Origin of the sequence: Streptomyces sp. NPDC090106 (assembly GCF_044747265.1) — a bacterium.
Taxonomy (GTDB): domain Bacteria; phylum Actinomycetota; class Actinomycetes; order Streptomycetales; family Streptomycetaceae; genus Streptomyces.
The window spans coordinates 315,229-332,468 of the sequence record NZ_JBIVDS010000008.1; the positions used below are offsets into that span (position 1 = coordinate 315,229).

General features: G+C 72.1%; 17 protein-coding genes. 10 read left to right on the plus strand and 7 right to left on the minus strand.

Annotation, left to right across the window (positions count from 1 at the left end):
* Positions 1-33: 33 nt before the first annotated feature.
* The gene (iolD, locus tag ACIPSE_RS26520; RefSeq protein ID WP_401666719.1) at positions 34-1,911 is read right to left on the minus strand and encodes a 3D-(3,5/4)-trihydroxycyclohexane-1,2-dione acylhydrolase (decyclizing); all 1,878 of its coding nucleotides are present in this window, start codon (positions 1,909-1,911) and stop codon (positions 34-36) included.
* Positions 1,912-2,311: 400 nt separating this feature from the next.
* Between iolD and ACIPSE_RS26525 the strand changes: the two genes are divergently transcribed.
* The 6 genes from ACIPSE_RS26525 to ACIPSE_RS26550 all read left to right on the plus strand — a co-directional run bounded on the left by ACIPSE_RS26525 (position 2,312) and on the right by ACIPSE_RS26550 (position 7,856).
* Positions 2,312-3,331, plus strand: a complete 1,020-nt coding sequence (locus ACIPSE_RS26525; protein ID WP_401666721.1) for a sugar ABC transporter substrate-binding protein — start codon at positions 2,312-2,314, stop codon at positions 3,329-3,331.
* Positions 3,331-4,410: an ABC transporter permease gene (locus ACIPSE_RS26530; protein WP_401666723.1), complete on the plus strand. Its 1,080-nt coding sequence runs from the start codon at positions 3,331-3,333 to the stop codon at positions 4,408-4,410. Before ACIPSE_RS26525 ends, ACIPSE_RS26530 begins: the two co-directional genes overlap by 1 nt.
* The gene (locus tag ACIPSE_RS26535; protein WP_401666726.1) at positions 4,380-5,285 is read left to right on the plus strand and encodes an ATP-binding cassette domain-containing protein; all 906 of its coding nucleotides are present in this window, start codon (positions 4,380-4,382) and stop codon (positions 5,283-5,285) included. Before ACIPSE_RS26530 ends, ACIPSE_RS26535 begins: the two co-directional genes overlap by 31 nt.
* Positions 5,282-6,181: a sugar phosphate isomerase/epimerase family protein gene (locus ACIPSE_RS26540; RefSeq protein WP_401666728.1), complete on the plus strand. Its 900-nt coding sequence runs from the start codon at positions 5,282-5,284 to the stop codon at positions 6,179-6,181. The genes ACIPSE_RS26535 and ACIPSE_RS26540 overlap by 4 nt, the downstream gene beginning before the upstream one ends.
* Before the next feature lie 11 nt (positions 6,182-6,192).
* Positions 6,193-7,257, plus strand: coding sequence for a Gfo/Idh/MocA family protein (locus tag ACIPSE_RS26545; protein WP_401666730.1), 1,065 nt, complete (start codon positions 6,193-6,195; stop codon positions 7,255-7,257).
* Between the two features lie 116 nt (positions 7,258-7,373).
* Positions 7,374-7,856 (plus strand): hypothetical protein, encoded by a 483-nt coding sequence (locus ACIPSE_RS26550; RefSeq protein ID WP_401666733.1) that lies wholly within the window; start codon positions 7,374-7,376, stop codon positions 7,854-7,856.
* Here ACIPSE_RS26550 and ACIPSE_RS26555 read toward each other — a convergent pair.
* The 4 genes from ACIPSE_RS26555 to ACIPSE_RS26570 form a co-directional block, all read right to left on the minus strand.
* Positions 7,805-8,827, minus strand: a complete 1,023-nt coding sequence (locus tag ACIPSE_RS26555) for a Gfo/Idh/MocA family protein (protein ID WP_401666736.1) — start codon at positions 8,825-8,827, stop codon at positions 7,805-7,807. The two genes, ACIPSE_RS26550 and ACIPSE_RS26555, sit on opposite strands and share 52 nt — an antisense overlap.
* On the minus strand, positions 8,824-9,828 hold the full coding sequence (locus ACIPSE_RS26560; protein ID WP_401666738.1) for a Gfo/Idh/MocA family oxidoreductase: 1,005 nt from the start codon (positions 9,826-9,828) through the stop codon (positions 8,824-8,826). Before ACIPSE_RS26560 ends, ACIPSE_RS26555 begins: the two co-directional genes overlap by 4 nt.
* Positions 9,829-9,928: 100 nt before the next feature.
* Entirely contained in the window at positions 9,929-10,705 is a 777-nt protein-coding gene (locus tag ACIPSE_RS26565) for an SDR family oxidoreductase (RefSeq protein ID WP_401666741.1), read from the minus strand.
* A 23-nt stretch (positions 10,706-10,728) separates the two neighbouring features.
* Complete coding sequence (locus tag ACIPSE_RS26570; RefSeq protein ID WP_401666744.1) at positions 10,729-11,892, minus strand: phytanoyl-CoA dioxygenase family protein; 1,164 nt, start codon at positions 11,890-11,892, stop codon at positions 10,729-10,731.
* A gap of 107 nt (positions 11,893-11,999) precedes the next feature.
* Between ACIPSE_RS26570 and ACIPSE_RS26575 the strand changes: the two genes are divergently transcribed.
* Entirely contained in the window at positions 12,000-13,028 is a 1,029-nt protein-coding gene (locus tag ACIPSE_RS26575; protein ID WP_401666746.1) for a LacI family DNA-binding transcriptional regulator, read from the plus strand.
* Here ACIPSE_RS26575 and ACIPSE_RS26580 read toward each other — a convergent pair.
* Positions 13,025-13,372 carry a cupin domain-containing protein gene (locus ACIPSE_RS26580; RefSeq protein WP_401666748.1) on the minus strand — a complete coding sequence of 116 codons (348 nt, stop codon included), beginning with the start codon at positions 13,370-13,372 and terminating at the stop codon, positions 13,025-13,027. The two genes, ACIPSE_RS26575 and ACIPSE_RS26580, sit on opposite strands and share 4 nt — an antisense overlap.
* A gap of 122 nt (positions 13,373-13,494) precedes the next feature.
* On the opposite strand from ACIPSE_RS26580, the gene ACIPSE_RS26585 reads away from it, so the two are divergent.
* The 3 genes from ACIPSE_RS26585 to ACIPSE_RS26595 all read left to right on the plus strand — a co-directional run bounded on the left by ACIPSE_RS26585 (position 13,495) and on the right by ACIPSE_RS26595 (position 16,053).
* Positions 13,495-14,007 (plus strand): hypothetical protein, encoded by a 513-nt coding sequence (locus ACIPSE_RS26585; RefSeq protein ID WP_401666751.1) that lies wholly within the window; start codon positions 13,495-13,497, stop codon positions 14,005-14,007.
* A gap of 124 nt (positions 14,008-14,131) precedes the next feature.
* On the plus strand, positions 14,132-15,001 hold the full coding sequence (locus ACIPSE_RS26590; protein WP_401666753.1) for a dioxygenase: 870 nt from the start codon (positions 14,132-14,134) through the stop codon (positions 14,999-15,001).
* Positions 14,998-16,053: a maleylacetate reductase gene (locus ACIPSE_RS26595; protein WP_401666756.1), complete on the plus strand. Its 1,056-nt coding sequence runs from the start codon at positions 14,998-15,000 to the stop codon at positions 16,051-16,053. The genes ACIPSE_RS26590 and ACIPSE_RS26595 overlap by 4 nt, the downstream gene beginning before the upstream one ends.
* A gap of 30 nt (positions 16,054-16,083) precedes the next feature.
* Here ACIPSE_RS26595 and ACIPSE_RS26600 read toward each other — a convergent pair whose 3' ends face one another.
* Positions 16,084-17,130 carry a zinc-binding dehydrogenase gene (locus tag ACIPSE_RS26600; protein ID WP_401666758.1) on the minus strand — a complete coding sequence of 349 codons (1,047 nt, stop codon included), beginning with the start codon at positions 17,128-17,130 and terminating at the stop codon, positions 16,084-16,086.
* Positions 17,131-17,240 lie beyond the last annotated feature (110 nt).

Sequence of the window (17,240 nt, forward strand, 5' to 3'; positions counted from 1 at the left end):
ACGTACCTCCCTCTGAGGTGTGCGAGCGGGACATCACAGGTGGCGGCGGCGGTCGGCGACCTGACGGTCGTACTCCTCGCGCGCCCGCACCGCGGCCTCGCGGGACGCCGTCTGCGCGACCGGCACGTCCCACCAGGCCTCGGCGCCGGGCGAGGTCGGCGTGGCCGTGTCCGTCTCGACGTAGACGCAGGTGGGGCGGTCGGAGGCGCGGGCCGCGGCGAGCGCCTCGCGCAGTTCGCCGACCGTCTTGGCGCGCAGGACGTCCATGCCGAGGCTGGCCGCGTTGGCGGCGAGGTCGACGGGGAGCGGGGCGCCGGAGAAGGTGCCGTCGGCGGCCCGGTAGCGGTAGGCGGTGCCGAAGCGTTCGCCGCCGACCGTCTCGGAGAGGCCGCCGATGGAGGCGTAGCCGTGGTTCTGGAGGAGGACCAGATTGACCGGCAGGCCCTCCTGGACGGCCGTGACGATCTCGGTCGGCATCATCAGGTACGTGCCGTCGCCGACCAGCGCCCACACGGCCGTGGCGGGGGCGGCCTGCTGCACGCCGATGGCCGCCGGGATCTCGTAGCCCATGCAGGAGAAGCCGTACTCCAGGTGGTACTGGCGCGGGCCGCGCGCCCGCCACAGCTTGTGCAGGTCGCCGGGGAGGGAGCCCGCCGCGTTGATCACCACGTCCGTGTCGCCGACCACCGCGTCCAGGGCGCCCAGCACCTGCGTCTGCGTCGGCACGGCGGCCGGGTCGTCGGCGCGGTAGGCGGCTTCGACGACCCGCTCCCAGCGGGCCTTGCCGTCGCGGTACCCGGCCTCGTGGGCGGCGTCGACACGGTGGCCGTCGAGCGCGGCGGTGAGCGCGTCGAGGCCGGTGCGGGCGTCGCAGACCAGGGTCCGCGCGGACAGCTTGTGGGCGTCGAACGCGGTGATGTTGAGGTTCACGAACCGGACGCCGGGGTGCTGGAAGAGGGTGCCGGAGGCGGTGGTGAAGTCGGTGTAGCGGGTGCCGACGCCGATGACCAGGTCCGCGGTGCGCGCGAGGTCGTCGCTGACGGCCGTGCCGGTGTGCCCGATGCCGCCGAGGTCGGCGGGGTGGTCGTGGCGCAGCGAGCCCTTGCCCGCCTGGGTGGAGGCGACGGGGATGCCGGTGGCGTCGACGAGTGCCTTCAGGGCCTCCTCGGCCCGGCTGTGGTGGACGCCGCCGCCCGCGACGATCAGGGGGCGCTCGGCGGCCCGGATCGCCCGCACCGCCTCGGCCAGCTCCGCCGGGTCGGGCGCGGGACGCCGTACGTGCCAGACGCGCTCGGCGAAGAACTCCTCCGGCCAGTCGTACGCCTCCGCCTGCACGTCCTGGGGGAGCGCGAGGGTCACCGCGCCGGTCTCGGCCGGGTCGGCGAGGACCCGCATGGCGGCGAGGGCGGACGGGATCAGCGCCTCGGGACGGTTGATCCGGTCGAAGTAGCGGGAGACCGGGCGCAGCGTGTCGTTGACGGACACGTCCGCCTCGGTGGGGTGCTCCAGCTGCTGGAGCAGCGGGTCGGGCGCGTGCGAGGCGAAGTAGTCGCCGGGCAGCAGGAGCACCGGGAGCCGGTTGACGGTGGCGAGGGCGGCGCCGGTGACGAGGTTCGTGGCGCCGGGGCCGATCGAGGTCGTCACGGCCTGCGCGGAGAGCCGGTCGAGCTGACGGGCGTGGGCGACGGCCGCGTGCACCATGGCCTGCTCGTTGCGGCCCTGGTGGAACGGCATCACCGCCTCGCCCGCCTCCAGCAGTGCCTGCCCGACCCCCGCCACGTTGCCGTGACCGAAGATGCCCCAGGTGCCGGCGATCAGCCGCTGCCGCACCCCGTCGCGCTCGGTGTACTGGACGGACAGGAAACGCACGAGGGCCTGGGCGGTGGTCAGGCGGCGTGTGCGGGTGCTCATGAGGACGTCTCCGAGGCCGTGGGGAAAGGGGTGGTGGGATGGGGGGAAGGAGGCGGTGGACGGGGGTGCCGCCGCGGTCGGCGCCGAATCTCCCGGGAATGTCCCGGGGATCTCCTCCTTCGGTGGAGAACTCTGGCGGAAATGCGGGCCCTGGAGGAGCCTGCGACTCTCAGGTGTAGGCCGCACAGGGTGGCCATGTCAATGATTTGTACTTACATCCGGACCTGTACGTGAAATGATGTCTTAACAAAGTATTGACGGCGGGCGTATCAGGGGATTGGATTCCGTCCCAGTGCAAGCGCCGTGTTTGCGGCTCGCGACTCGGACATGCCAAGATCCCGGACCTCGGATCCTCGTGATCTCTCCCTTTCCCCCGTAAGCACAGTGAGGTGCAGGAAAGATGGACCGCTCTTCTCAGCCACGCTCCCGCAGAATCGTCCCTCTGGTGGCGGTGGCCGCCGCGGCCGCCCTGGCCCTCGCAGGATGCTCCAGCGGCTCCGGCGGCAAGAAGTCCGAGGAGAGCGCGGACGGCGCCTCCGCGGGCAAGGCGAACACCCCCCGGATGACCGTCGCCCTGGTCACCCACCAGGCGGCCGGTGACACCTTCTGGGACATCGTCCGCAAGGGCGCCGAGGCCGCCGCGGCCAAGGACAACATCAAGCTCATCTACTCCAACGACCCGAGCGCGGCGGCCCAGGCCACCCTGGTGCAGAACGCGATCGACCAGAAGGTCGACGGCATCGCCGTCACCCTCGCCAAGCCGGACGCCCTCAAGGACGTCATCGGCAAGGCGACGGCCGCGAAGATACCCGTCGTCGGCCTCAACTCCGGCGTCAGCGAGTGGAAGAAGCTCGGCCTCCTGGAGTTCTTCGGCCAGGACGAGACGGTGGCCGGCGAGGGCCTCGGCAACAAGCTGAACTCCCTCGGCTCCAAGAAGGCCATCTGTGTCATCCAGGAGCAGGGCAACATCGGCCTCACCCAGCGGTGCGACGGCGTCGCCAAGACGTACAAGGGCGACATCGAGCCCCTCTACGTCAACGGCACCGACATGCCCTCGGTGAAGTCGACCATCACCGCCAAGCTCAAGCAGGACTCCTCGATCGACCGGGTCGTCACCCTCGGCGCCCCGATCGCGCTGACCGCCGCTCAGTCGGTGGACGAGACCGGCAGCAAGGCCAAGGTCGACACCTTCGACCTCAACAAGGAGCTGACCACCGCCATCAGCAAGGGCACGGTCGAGCTGGCCGTCGACCAGCAGCCCTACCTCCAGGGCTACCTGGCCGTCGACTCCCTGTGGCTCTACAAGAACAACGGCAACTACATGGGCGGCGGCGAGCAGCCGGTCCTGACCGGTCCCGCCTTCGTCGACAAGTCCAACGTCGACGCCGTCGCCCAGTACGCCGAAAAGGGCACGAGGTGATGAGCATGACCCAGGGTGCCGAGCCGGCGGTGACCACACCGCCGGCCCCCGGCCCGCACAAGGAGACGGACGGCCGTACCGCTCGGCGTCCGCTCCCGCTGCGCCTGCTGGCCCGCCCCGAGGTGGGCGTCTTCCTCGGCGCGGTCGCCGTGTGGGTGTTCTTCCTGATCGCCGCCCCGCCGGTGCGCGACGGCAGCTCGATGGCGAACATCCTCTACCAGTCGTCCACCATCGGGATCATGGCCCTGCCGGTCGCGCTGCTGATGATCGGCGGCGAGTTCGACCTCTCGTCCGGCGTCGCGGTCATCACCTCCGCGCTGACCGCCTCGATGCTCGCCTACCAGCTCACGCTGAACGTGTGGATGGGCGTCGTCGCCGCGCTGGTCGTGTCGCTGGCGATCGGGTTCCTCAACGGCTGGCTCGTGGTGAAGACCGGGCTGCCGTCGTTCCTGATCACGCTGGGCACGTTCCTGATCCTGCAGGGCGTGAACCTCGCCGTCACCAAGCTCGTCACCGGCAACGTCGCCACGGACGACATCAGCGACATGGACGGGTTCGCCTCGGCGCGGAAGGTGTTCGCCTCGTCGTTCGAGGTGGGCGGCGTGCAGGTGAAGATCACGATCGTGTACTGGCTGGTGTTCGCGGCGCTCGCCACCTGGGTCCTGCTGCGTACCAAGTACGGCAACTGGATCTTCGCGGTGGGCGGGAACAAGGACTCCGCGCGGGCCGTGGGTGTGCCGGTGACGTTCACGAAGATCAGCCTGTTCATGCTGGTCGGGTTCGGCGCCTGGTTCGTCGGGATGCACAACCTGTTCTCCTTCAACACCGTGCAGTCCGGTGAGGGTGTGGGACAGGAGCTCATCTACATCTCGGCCGCGGTGATCGGCGGGTGTCTGCTGACCGGTGGTGCGGGCTCGGCGATCGGGCCGGTGTTCGGGGCGTTCATGTTCGGCATGGTCCAGCAGGGCATCGTGTACGCGAACTGGAACCCGGACTGGTTCAAGGCGTTCCTGGGCGTGATGCTGCTCGGCGCTGTGATGATCAATCTGTGGGTCAGCCGCACGGCGACCAGGAGGTGACCGCTGTGACGGTGAACGAGAAGGACACGGCGATCGTCGAACTGCGGGGCGCCGGCAAGGCGTACGGCAATGTGCGTGCCCTGCACGGGGTGGATCTGAAGGTCTTCCCGAGTCAGGTCACCTGTGTGCTGGGCGACAACGGCGCGGGCAAGTCGACGCTGATCAAAATCATTTCGGGTCTGCATCAGCACACCGAGGGCGAATTCCTCGTCGACGGCGAGCCGGTGAAGTTCTCCACGCCGCGCGAGGCGTTGGACAAGGGCATCGCGACGGTCTATCAGGACCTGGCGGTGGTGCCGCTGATGCCGGTGTGGCGGAACTTCTTCCTCGGCTCGGAGATGACGAAGGGGCCGTGGCCGCTGCGGCGTCTGGACATCGAGGGCATGAAGGCGACCGCGGATCGCGAGCTGCGGAACATGGGCATCGTCCTGGACGACCTGGAGCAGCCGATCGGGACACTGTCGGGCGGCCAGCGCCAGTGCGTCGCCATCGCCCGTGCCGTCTACTTCGGCGCCCGGGTGCTGATCCTGGACGAGCCGACGGCCGCGCTGGGCGTGAAGCAGTCGGGTGTGGTGCTGAAGTACATCGCCGCCGCCCGCGACCGCGGCCTCGGCGTCATCTTCATCACCCACAACCCGCACCACGCCTACATGGTCGGCGACCACTTCAGCGTGCTGCGCCTGGGGACCATGGAGCTGAACGCCTCGCGGGACGAGGTGAGCCTGGAGGAGCTGACCAACCACATGGCGGGCGGGTCCGAACTCGCCGCGCTCAAGCACGAGTTGGCGCAGGTCCGGGGCGTCGACGTCGAGGAACTGCCCGAGGCGCGGGATCTCAAGGCGCCGGTGGTGACAGCCGGGGAGGACGCGTCGTGACCGTCCTGGACCGGATCCGGGTCGGCTCCGCCCCCGACTCCTGGGGGTTCTGGTTCCCGGACGACCCCCGGCAGGTGCCGTGGGAACGGTTCCTGGACGAGGTGGCCGAGGCCGGCTACCCCTGGATCGAGCTGGGTCCGTACGGCTATCTGCCGACCGACCCGGCCCGGCTCACCGACGAGCTCGGCAGGCGCGGCCTCAAGGTGTCGGCGGGCACCGTCTTCACCGGGCTGCACCGCGGCCCGTCCGTGTGGGAGTCCACCTGGGAGCACGTGGGCCAGGTGGCCGCGCTCACACGGGCGACGGGCGCGAAGCACCTCGTCGTCATCCCGTCGTTCTGGCGGGACGACAAGACCGCCGAGATCCTCGAACCCCCGGAGCTGACCCACGAGCAGTGGGCCCACCTCACCAAGGGGATGGAACGGCTCGGACACGAGGTCAAGGAGACGTACGGGCTCGACATCGTCGTCCACCCGCACGCCGACACCCACCTCGACACCGAGGACCACGTCGAACGGTTCCTCGACTCGACGGACTCCGAACTCGTCAACCTCTGCCTGGACACCGGGCACTACGCCTACTGCGGCGGAGACAGCGTCAAGCTGATCGAGACCTACGGCGAACGCGTCGGCTATCTCCATCTCAAGCAGGTCGACCCGGAGATCCTCGCCCAGGTCGTCGCGGACGGGGTGCCGTTCGGCCCGGCCGTCCGGCGCGGAGTGATGTGCGAACCGCCCACCGGCGTACCGGAGCTGGGGCCGGTGCTGGAGGCCGCACAGCGGCTCGGCGTGGAACTGTTCGCCATCGTCGAGCAGGACATGTACCCGTGCGAGCCGGACGCACCACTGCCGATCGCCGTGCGCACCCGCAGGTTCCTGAGGTCCTGCGGCGCCTGAGGGGGGACGTCTTGACCAGACCCGACACGACCACGTCCGACACGACCACACCCACGACCACGTCCGACACGCTCCGGGTCGCCGTCATCGGCACCGGGAAGATGGGCGCCGACCATGTGCGCCGCCTCCAGGAGGTCATCAGTGGGGCACGCGTCAGCGCCGTCGTGGACGTCGACGCGGAACGCGCCAAGGCCGTCGCGGCCCGCGTCGACGGCTGCACCCCCTACACCGACCCGGCGACCGCGCTGACCGCGGACGACGTGGACGCCGTCCTCGTCGCCTCACCGGGCCCCGCGCACGAGGCCACGCTGCTCGCGGCCCTCGAACGCGACCTGCCCGTGCTGTGCGAGAAGCCGCTCACCCCGGACGCGGCCTCCGCGCTGCGCGTGGTCGACGCCGAGCGGGCGCTCGGACGGCGCCGCATCCAGGTCGGCTTCATGCGCCGCTACGACCAGGAGTACGTGCGGCTCAAGGCCCTCCTGAACACCGGCCAGCTGGGCCGCCCGCTCCTGCTGCACAACCGGCACCGCAACGCGGCCAGCCCGCCGTTCTTCACCAGCTCCATGCTGATCAGCGACTCCGTCGCCCATGAGACGGATGTGACGCGCTGGCTGCTCGGCCAGGAGATCAGGGCGGTCACCGTCCTGCGGCCCACGGCCAGTTCCAGCGCGCCGGAGGGTCTCCAGGACCCCCAGTTCGTGGTCTTCGAGACGGACGGCGGCGCGGTCGTCGACGTCGAGATCTTCGTCAACTGCGGCTTCGGCTACCAGGTCCAGGCCGAGGTCGTCTGCGAACGCGGCACCGCCCGGATCGGCGACGGCCACGCCATGGTCACCAACATGGCCGGCCGCTGGGGCGGCACCATCACCCAGGACTTCACCGACCGCTTCGCCGACGCCTACGACCGTGAGCTCCAGGCCTGGGCCGACGCCACCCGCCGCGGCGAGGTCACCGGCCCGAGCGTCTGGGACGGCTACGCGGCGGCAGCCGTCTGCGAGGCGGGCGTCCGGTCGCTGGAGGACGGCGGCCGGGTGGAGGTGCAACTCGCGGAGCGCCCCGAGCTGTACGCGACGTGAGCGGGGGCGACGCCTCGGTGCCACCACGGCACGGCTTCGGCTGTCCTTCCGTGTGGGGTGCGGCCGTTCAGGGTGAGCCCGCTTCGCGGTGAGGCCGTTCGGGGTGTGACGGGGGCGTGCGCATGCGGGTCCCGGTGCCGCCGGTCCGGGTCCTGGCACGGCTGGCGCCGGGCGTGGGCGGACCGCTGCTCGCCGCCTTGCTGCTGGGCCGTCCGAGCCCGGGGTGGATGCCGGTGCGTCCGCGTCCGGCGGGTCGGCAACTGGCCTGGGCCGAGGAGGCCGTGCTCCTGGACCACCCCGACGCGCCCGGAGCCGCGACCGAACTCGCCTCGACCCGCTCGGCGCTCGCCGGCGCGCTGAAGGAGTGGGCCGCCGCCGGTGACCGTGACGCCACGGTCACCGCGCTGCGCTCCCTGCTGGACCTCACCCGCCGCACGGACGCCTCCCGCATCCACGCGCTGTGCGTGCGCGCGTTCGCCCGGGCCCGCACCGAGGAGGCCGTACGGGCCTGGGAGGACGCCACCGGGCGGCCGTACCCGACGTTCGTCTACCGGGCCACGGCCGAGCGTGGGCGGGGGGCGAATCCGGCGGAGCGGTAGCTCGCGTCGATGAGTTCCATCGTCGCCAGCGCGTCGTCCGGGCCGATCGGGAGCGGGGTGCCCTCGTGGACGCGGGCGGCGAAGGCGTCGAGCTGGTAGCTGTACGAGGAGCGGGTGCCCAGGTGTTCGGTGCGCTCGCCCCCGGCGGTGCGGACGACGATCCGGTCGTCGAGGTGGGGGAGCACGAAGTTCGGCGCGTAGGCCTCGCCCCGGGTGCCGGTGATCCGGCAGCTCATCTCCAGCCCGTCGTACGCCATGTGGCAACGGGCCGACCCCTGCGCGCCGTTGGGGAACTCCAGGTCGGCGTCGAGCCATTCGTCGACGCCGGGCGCGCCCGCGCGTTCGCCGCCCCGCGCGGCGACGAGCCGGGGCGTGCCGCCCGCGAACGGGGCCAGCAGACGCTGGGCGTGCAGGCTGTAGCAGCCCAGGTCCATCAACGCGCCGCCCGCGAGGGGCAGGGACCAGCGGGGGTCGGTGCCAGGTGGGGCGGCGATGGCGACGAGGGTCTCCACCCGCTGCGGCTCGCCCAGTTCACCGCTCGCGAGGAGCTCGGTCAGGCGCCGCCACACCGGGTGGAACAGGTAGTGGAACGCCTCCATGAAGACCGTTCCCGACGCCGCGGCGGCTTTCCGCACCTCGGCGGCCTCCTCCGCGTTGCTCGCCGACGGCTTCTCGCTCAGCACGTGCTTGCCCGCCGCGAGCGCGGCCAGGTTCCACGGGCCGTGCAGGCCGTTGGCGAGCGGGTTGTAGACGACCTCCACCTCGGGGTCGGCGAGCAGCGCGGCGTAGGAGTCCACGACCCGCTCCACGCCGTGCTCGCGCGCGAACCCCTCGGCGCGCGACCGGTCGCGGGCGGCCACCGCGACGAGGCGGTGGCCGGTCGTCCGGGCCGGGTCGACGAGGGCCTGCGCGGTGATCCGCGCGGCTCCCAGTACTCCGATGCGCAGTGGTTCCCGGCCCGGGGTGCTCATGCCTGCCGTACCTCCTCGATGGTGACGGGGCGGTGCTCGTGCAGGGACAGTGTGCACGCCTCGGCGATCCAGCCCGCCTCCAAGGCGTCCTCGATCGTGCAGGGCGAGGGCCGGGTGCCCGCGACGACCTCGGTGAACGCGGTGAGTTCGGCGCGGTAGGCGGCGGTGAAGCGGTCCATGAAGAAGTCGTGCGGGACCCCGGCCGGGAAGGTCACCCCGGGCTCGACCGAGCGCAGCGGCAGCTTGTCCTCCAGGCCCACCGCGATGGAGTCCTCGAAGCCGTGCAGCTCCATGCGGACGTCGTAACCGCGCTTGTTGTGACGGGAGTTGGAGATGACGGCGATCGTGCCGTCGTCGAGGGTGAGGATCGCGCCGGTGGTGTCGGCGTCGCCCGCCTCCTTGATGTACTCGGCACCCCGGTTGCCGCCGACCGCGTACACCTCGGTCACCTCGCGGCCGGTCACCCAGCGGATGATGTCGAAGTCGTGCACCGAGCAGTCCCGGAAGATGCCTCCGGAGGCGGCGACGTACGCGGCGGGCGGCGGCGCCGGGTCCAGCGTGGTCGAGCGGACGGTGTGCAGCTTGCCCAGCTCACCGGCCTGGACGGCGGCCCGCGCGGCGGCGAAACCGGTGTCGAAGCGCCGGTTGTAGCCGATCTGGATCGGCACGCCCTTGCCCTCGACGGCCTTGAGGACCTGGACGCCCTCGCTCATGTGCTTGGCGACGGGCTTCTCGCAGAAGACGGGGATGCCGGCCTCGACACCGGCGAGGATCAGCGCGGGGTGCGCGTCCGTCGCGGCGGCCACGACGATGCCGTCCACGCCCGCGGCGAGCAGCGCCTCGGGCGAGTCCACGACCTCGCCGCCGAACTTCTCCGCGGCGGCCTTGGCGGCGTCCGCGAACGGGTCGGTGAGCACGAGCGACTCGACGGCGTCGAGTCCGGAGAGGGTCTCGGCGTGGAAGGCGCCGATCCGGCCGAGGCCGAGGATTCCGATGCGCATGGGGGTGCAGCTCCTTCGGTTCTTGCTGTTGTTGCTGTTCTTGCTGTTCTTGCGTCTGGCGCTTCTGCTGCTTCGGAGGGGGCGGTCGGGTCCCCCGGGGTCAGTCGAGGCCGCCGAGGACGTTCTGGTCCCAGTCGATCACCGAACCGGTGACCACCCCGGAGCGGTCGGAGAGCAGCAGGACCACGAAGTCGGCGATCTCGTCCGGCTGGCCGAGCTTGCCCATGGGCAGCTTCGCGGCGGCCTCCTCGCGCCAGTCGTCCCCGGCGCCGTGGAAGGTCTTCTGGGTGGCGTCCTCGCCCTCGGTCGCCGTCCAGCCGATGTTCAGGCCGTTGATCCGCACGCGGTCCCAGCGGTGGGCGTGCGCCGCGTTGCGGGTGAGCCCGATCAGGCCCGCCTTCGCGGCCACGTACGGAGCCAGGAACGGCTGCCCGCCGTGCGCGGACGAGGTGATGATGTTGACGACCGTGCCGGGCGCCTCGCGGCCCACCATGTCGGCGACCGCGGCCTGCATCGCGAAGAACGGTGCCTTCAGGTTGATCGCGATGTGCTGGTCGAACAGCTCGGGCGTGGTGTCCAGGAGCGTGCCCCGGGAGGTCAGGCCCGCGGAGTTGACGAGGCAGTCGACCCGGCCGTACGCCGCGACCACCTCGGCCACGGCGGCCTTCGCCTGCTCGGCGTCCGCGAGGTCGGCGCGTACGAACAGTGCCTTGCCGCCCGCGGCCGTCAGTTCGGCCACCAGCGCGTCGCCCGGCTCGGCGCGGCGCCCGGACACGGCCACGACCGCGCCCTCACGGACGGCGGCCCGCGCGATGGCGGCGCCCACGCCCTGGCTGCCGCCGTTGACGAGAACGACCTTGTCGTCGAGGAGTCCCATGGTGGTGCGGTCCTTTCAGCTCTTCAGCTCTCGCGGCGTTCGGCCGCCGCGCGCAGCCCGTCCCTCAGGGTGCGCGGAGTCCACCGCTCGCGCAGCGCGTGCCGGACGAGGGCGGCCTGCGAGGGCGGGGCCAGGCCGTCGACCGGCGGGTCGCTGTCGAGATTGGTGGGGAAGGGGTAGCCCTCGGCGCTCGCCGCGACCACGTTGTCCAGCCACTCCTCGCCCGCGCCCTCCGAGGCGCGGCGCAGCAGCACCGGGTACACGGCGTTGGCCATGGTCTCCCGGTCGACGGTCTCCATGGCCCGCCCGAAGGCGGAGGAGACCTGGAGGAGGTTGGCGATCCGGCGCACGTCCGTGGTGCGGTTGGTGCCCGCCGCGTGGAACAGCGCCGGGTTGAAGAACACGGCGTCGCCCTTGGCCAGGGGCAGCTGGACGTGGTGCTCCTTGAAGTACGCCTGGAACTCCGGCCGCCGGGAGGCCAGGTACCCGGCGTCGAACAGCTGCGAGTACGGCAGGTACAGCGTCGGCCCCGACTCCACCGGCATGTCGCAGTGCGCGACCGCGCCCTGGAGCGTGAGCACGGGGGAGAGGCGGTGCACATGCCTCGGATACGCCGCGGCGGCCTCGTCGGAGAGGAAGCCGAGGTGGTAGTCGCGGTGCGCGGTCTGGGCGAGGCCGCCCGGGTTGACCACGTTGACCTGGGACGTCACCTGGTAGCCGGGGCCGAGCCAGGCGTGCGCGGCGAGCGCGAGGACCGGGTTGGCGTAGTAGTCGGCGAAGGTGGCCGGGTCGTAGAGCGCGGTCTTCTCCAGGGCGTTCCAGACGCGCTCGTTGGTGCCGGGCGGCGCGAAGTGGTCGCCCGCGGGCACGCCCGCCGCGTCCTGCTCCCGCAGCAGCGCCTCGAACACCGCCGTGGTGCGGTCCACCACCGCCGGATCGGGGAACGCGCCCCGGAACACGACGACCCCGGGTCCGTCCGTCAGGGCGTGGACCAGCTCCTCCTGGACGGCCCGGCGGTCCGCGGCGGCGACGCGCTCGCTGTCGTAGACCAGGACGCCGCGTTCCACGGACGCGGCGTGCGGGAAGTCCGCGGGGTCGGTGCTGCGCTCGACGAGCGCGCGGAACGCCGCGAGGTCGCAGTCCTGCTCGGACAGCCACGCATGGCGTTGTACGGCGGTGAAGGACATCGACGTCCTCTCGGTGACAGGGGCGACGCGGCGCTGTCATTCTTGTCAGTACAAACCCGTCGAACAACTGGCACGGAGCCATCAAAAACCCCTCAAGGAGCCGGCGCATGGGTCATCCCTTCCCGATCCGGGAGATCGCACGTCAGGCGGGGCTGAGCGAGGCCACCGTGGACCGGGTCCTGAACGCGCGGGGCGGAGTGCGGGATTCCACGGCCCGTGAGGTCCAGCAGGCCATCGCCGACCTGGACCGGCAGCGCACCCAGGTCAGGCTCGTCGGCCGCACCTTCATGATCGACATAGTGATGCTGGCGCCGGAGCGGTTCACCACCGCCGTGCGGGGCGCCCTGGAGGCCGAGCTGCCCGCCCTGCACCCGGCCGTCGTGCGCTCCCGGTTCCACTTCCGGGAGACGGGACCCGTCGAGGAGCAGCTCGCCACCCTGGACCGGATCGTCCGGCGCGGCTCCCAGGGCGTCATCCTCAAGGCCCCGGACGTCCCCGAGGTCACGGCGGCGGTCGGACGGCTCGTCGCGGCCGGCATCCCCGTCGTCACCCTGTTCACGGACCTGCCGGCCAGCGCCCGCCTCGGGTACGTCGGGATAGACAACCGGGCGGCGGGCGCGACCGCCGCGTACCTGACGGGCCAGTGGCTGGGCGACCGCCCGGGGAACGTCCTCACCAGCCTGAGCAGTGGCTTCTTCCGCAACGAGGAGGAGCGCGAGATGGGCTTCCGCAGTGCCATGCGGGCCCGGCAGCCGGGCCGCGCGCTGGTCGAGATCGCCGAGGGACAGGGCCTGGACGCCACCCAGTACGACCTGGTCCGCGCCGCCCTGGAGCGCGATCCGGAGATCCGTGCCGTCTACTCGATCGGCGGCGGCAACATCGCCACCCTGCGCGCCTTCGAGGACGCGGGCCGCGCGTGCGCGGTGTTCGTGGCCCACGACCTGGACCACGACAACACCCGGCTGCTCGGCGAGGAGCGCATCTCCGCCGTCCTCCACCACGACCTGCGGCAGGACATGCGCGAGGCCTGCCGGCTGGTCATGCGGGCGCACGGGGCGCTGCCGCCCGCCGGGCCGACCCTGCCGTCCTCGATCCAGGTCGTGACGCCCTACAACCTGCCTGGCCAATCTGCCTAGCCCAGGTTGATCGAGTACACCTTCCGCAGCGTCTCGTGCACCGTCCACGTCGTACGGTCGCCCTCGCGCAGCACCGCCATGTCCCCGGGGCCGACCTCCAGGGTGGGGCCGCCCTCGACCTCGACGGTCGCCGAGCCGCTGACCACCACGAACAGCTCGTCCGCCTCGGTGTCGGTGACCACGCCGGGCGTGATCTGCCAGATCCCGCGCAGCCGCCGGCCGTCCGGCGACTCCCACACCACCTTCCCGGTGACCTCGGGCGACCCGGAGACGATCTGCTCCGGGTCGAGGGGCTCGGGTGCCAGCTCGGCGTCGGGCACGTGGACTGCGAAACTGTGGCTCATGGCAGGACCCTAAGCCGGGACCGGGTGCCCGGGCGCTGGACAGCGTGTGGGCCGTACGGCCGGGCGGGAGGACACATCGTCGCGACTGGCGGGGGTCCGGCGGCCGGGTGATCGTGGAGGGCATGGCACAGGACAGCCTGGTCGGCGCCGCCCCCACCGGGCACAGCACCCGCGAGGCCTTCCTGTTCGGCGGGGTCTACGGCTCCGTCCTCGCCTGCTCGATGGTCGCCGCGCTCACCCAGTACGGTCACACCTCGGCGGACAGCCGGCGCTACGACGCCCTGTGGCTGCTGGTCACGGCCCTCGCCTCCGCGCTCGCCCACGGGTACGCCCACTTCATCGCCGAACGGACCCCGCACCGGCGCTGGGACGCGCTGCGCAGCCTGGGCGACGAGTGGCCGCTGGTCGCGGCCGTCCTCCCCACGGCCCTGATCCTGGCGGGCGCCGGCTGGGGCTGGTGGCCCTCGGACGACATCGAGTACCCGGCGTTCACCCTGAACATCGTCCTGCTGTTCGGCCTGGGCCTGCTGACCGCCCGTCACGCCCACCGGACCTGGCTCGCCGCGCTGCTGATCGGGGTGGTGGACGCGTTGCTGGGGGTGGGGGTCGTCATCGCGAACGCCGTGATCAAGTGACGCCCCGGTCCGCCCCGGCCTTCAGCTCCGGCCCCAGCCCCCGGACCCGGTTTCCGGTCCCGTCGGGCCGCCGTCCTCCCAGGGAACGGGCGTAGGGTCGTCTCGCTCAGAGGGAGGAGCCGACATGACCGCCGACGCCACCGGTGTCACCGACGTCACCGACGAGGCCGTGCGCAGTCTGCACGCCACCGACGACCCGCGGCTGCGGGAACTGCTCACCGGTCTGATCCGCCATCTGCACGCCTTCGCCCGCGAGACGGAGCTGACCACCGAGGAGTGGGAGGCGGCGATCCGCTTCCTCACGGCGACCGGGCAGACCTGCACGGAGACCCGTCAGGAGTTCATCCTCCTGTCCGACGTGCTCGGGCTGTCGATGCTGGTGGAGGACATCAACGGACGGCACGGCTCCGAACACACCGAGTCGACGGTCCTCGGCCCCTTCCACATGACCGAGTCCCCGGCACGCGAACTCGGCGCCGACATCGACCTGGTGGGCGGCGGCGAACGGTGCGTCGTCAGCGGGCGCGTGCTGTCCGGGGACGGCACCCCGCTGCCCGGCGCGGTCCTCGACGTGTGGCAGGCCGACGGCAACGGCTTCTACGACGTCCAGCGGCCCGACGTGCAACCCCCGGGCAACGGGCGCGGGTTGTTCACCGCGGACGCCGAGGGCCGCTTCTGGTTCCTCACCTGCGTGCCGAGTTCGTACCCCATCCCCACCGACGGCCCCGTGGGCGGCCTGTTGCGCGCCACCGCCCGGCACCCCTACCGCCCCGCGCACATCCACTTCATCGTGTCGGCCCCGGACCACACCCCGGTGACCACGCACATCTTCGTCGCGGGTGACGAATACCTCGCCTCCGACGCGGTGTTCGCCGTCAAGGAGAGCCTCGTACGCGACTTCACCCCCGTGCGCGACGCGGACGCGGCGAAGGAGTTCGGCGTCCCGGTCCCCTTCCGGCACGCGCGCGTCGACCTGGTCCTGGAGCACACGTGAGGTTCGTGCACGACACCCCGCCCGCCCGGGTCGTCTTCCGCCCCGGCGCCTCGACCACCGCGACCGCCGGGGAGGCCGAACGGCTGGGCCTGCGACGGGTGCTGGTCGTCTCCGGCACCCGTGGCGCCGACACCGCGCGGGCGGTGGCGGACTCCCTCGGCGCGGCCTCGGCCGGTCTGCACACCGGCGCCCGGATGCACGTGCCCGCGCAGGTGGCCGAGGAGGCGGTGCGGGCGGCCCGCGCCGCGGACGCCGACGGCTGCGTGGCCGTCGGCGGCGGCTCGGCCATCGGCCTCGGCAAGGCCGTCGCCCTGCGCACCGGCCTGCCCCTGATCGCCGTGCCCTCCACGTACGCGGGCTCCGAGGCGACCCCGGTGTGGGGGCTGACCGAGCACGGCGTCAAGCGCACCGGCCGCGACCCGTCCGTCCTGCCCCGCAGCATCGTCTACGACCCCGAACTCACCCTCGGTCTGCCCGTACCGCTCTCGGTGACCAGCGGCGTCAACGCCATCGCCCACGGTGTCGAGGCCCTCTACGCGCCCGACGCCTCCCCGCTCACCGCGCTCACGGCCGAGGAGGGCGTCCGGGCCATGGCGCGGGCCCTGCCCGCCCTGGCCGAGGCGCCCACGGACCTGGACGCCCGCTCCGATGCCCTGTACGGCGCCTGGCTCTGCGGCTCGTGCCTGGGCGCCACCACGATGGGCCTGCACCACAAGCTCTGCCATGTCCTCGGCGGCTCCTTCGGCCTGCCCCACGCCGAGACCCACACCGTCGTCCTGCCGTACGCCCTCGCGTTCAACGCCCCCGCCGCGCCGGACGCCGCGACCGCTGTCGCCCGCGCCCTGGCCGCGGACGACGCCCCGACCGCCCTGTGGCACCTCGCCGGACGTCTCGGCGCCCCCCGCTCGCTGGCCGAACTGGGGCTGAAGGAGGACGACTTGACGGTGGCGGCGGAACTGGCGACCCGGCAGGCGTACGCCAACCCGCGCCCCGTCACCGCCGATGCCGTGCTGGAGGTGCTGCGGGCGGCGTACGCGGGCGGACCGCCGTAGCCCGCGTGCCGCACCCCGGGCACAGGACCGTCACTCCCCGGCGTCGTCGAACGTCACCACGACCTTCTCCGCGGCCCCCGGCGTCAGCGCCAGCTCGAAGGCGCGGCCGACCTCGGCGAACGGCACACGGTGGCTGATGAGCCGCGCGAACCGCTCGTGGTGCTCGACGAGTTCGGGGGTGACCTCGAAGATCTCGGTGGGGTAGCCCTGCGAGGCGATCAGCGTCAGCTCGCTGCGCAGCATCCCGCCGAGGTCGATCGCGTCGGACTTCTTCTGCACGGCGACCATCACCAGCCTGGCGTGCCACTTCGCGGCGTCGATCACGGTCTGGAAGACGGCGGGGGCACCGGCCGCGTCGATGTAGACGTCGGTGCCCGCGCGCGGCTGGCCGAGGGCATTGGCGGCCTGCCCGTGCAGCTCGGTGAGGCGCGCGAGGACGTCCTCCTGCGCCGGGTCGATCACCGCGTCGGCGCCGACGGCCAGCGCGGTCTCCAGCCGTTCGGGCAGCACGTCGACGACGACCACGTGCCCGACCCCGCGCAGCTTCAGCCAGATCGTCGCGCCCAGGCCGATCGGCCCGGCGCCGAACACGACGACCCGGTCCTCGGGCCGCGCGCCGGAGCGGTTCACGCAGTGCCGGGCCACCGCCATCGGCTCGTTGAGCGAGGCCACGTCGAAGGGCACCGAGTCGGGGAAGACCGCCACGTTCCGGCCCACCTCCACGCCCTCGATCAGCAGATACTCGCTCATGGCGCCGTGCGCCCCGCCGCAGCCGATGATCCCGGACGGCACGCCCTGCGGATTGACGACGACCCGGTCGCCCACCTCCACGCCCGTGACCTCGGCGCCGATCCCGACGATCTCACCGGCCGGTTCGTGGCCCAGGGGAATGGCCCGCGTGGTGCCGTCGGCACCGGCCGGCATGCCGCCGAGGTGGAGGAAGAAGGTGTCGGTTCCGCAGATGCCGCAGGCGCGGACGCGGACCAGCGCGTCGTGCGGTCCGGGGACGGGGCGCTCGGTCTCGGTGACGTCGACGAGGTTCCGTGCGCCGGTCAGGACGGACTTCATGGTGGCCATCGACTGTCTCGCCTTCTGGGGGTGGACCTTCTCGGGGTGGAGGCAGGGGGCCGCCGCACGGCAGCCCGCTCGAATGCTTGAGTTAGGCAAGCGTATTCGTATTACTTGAG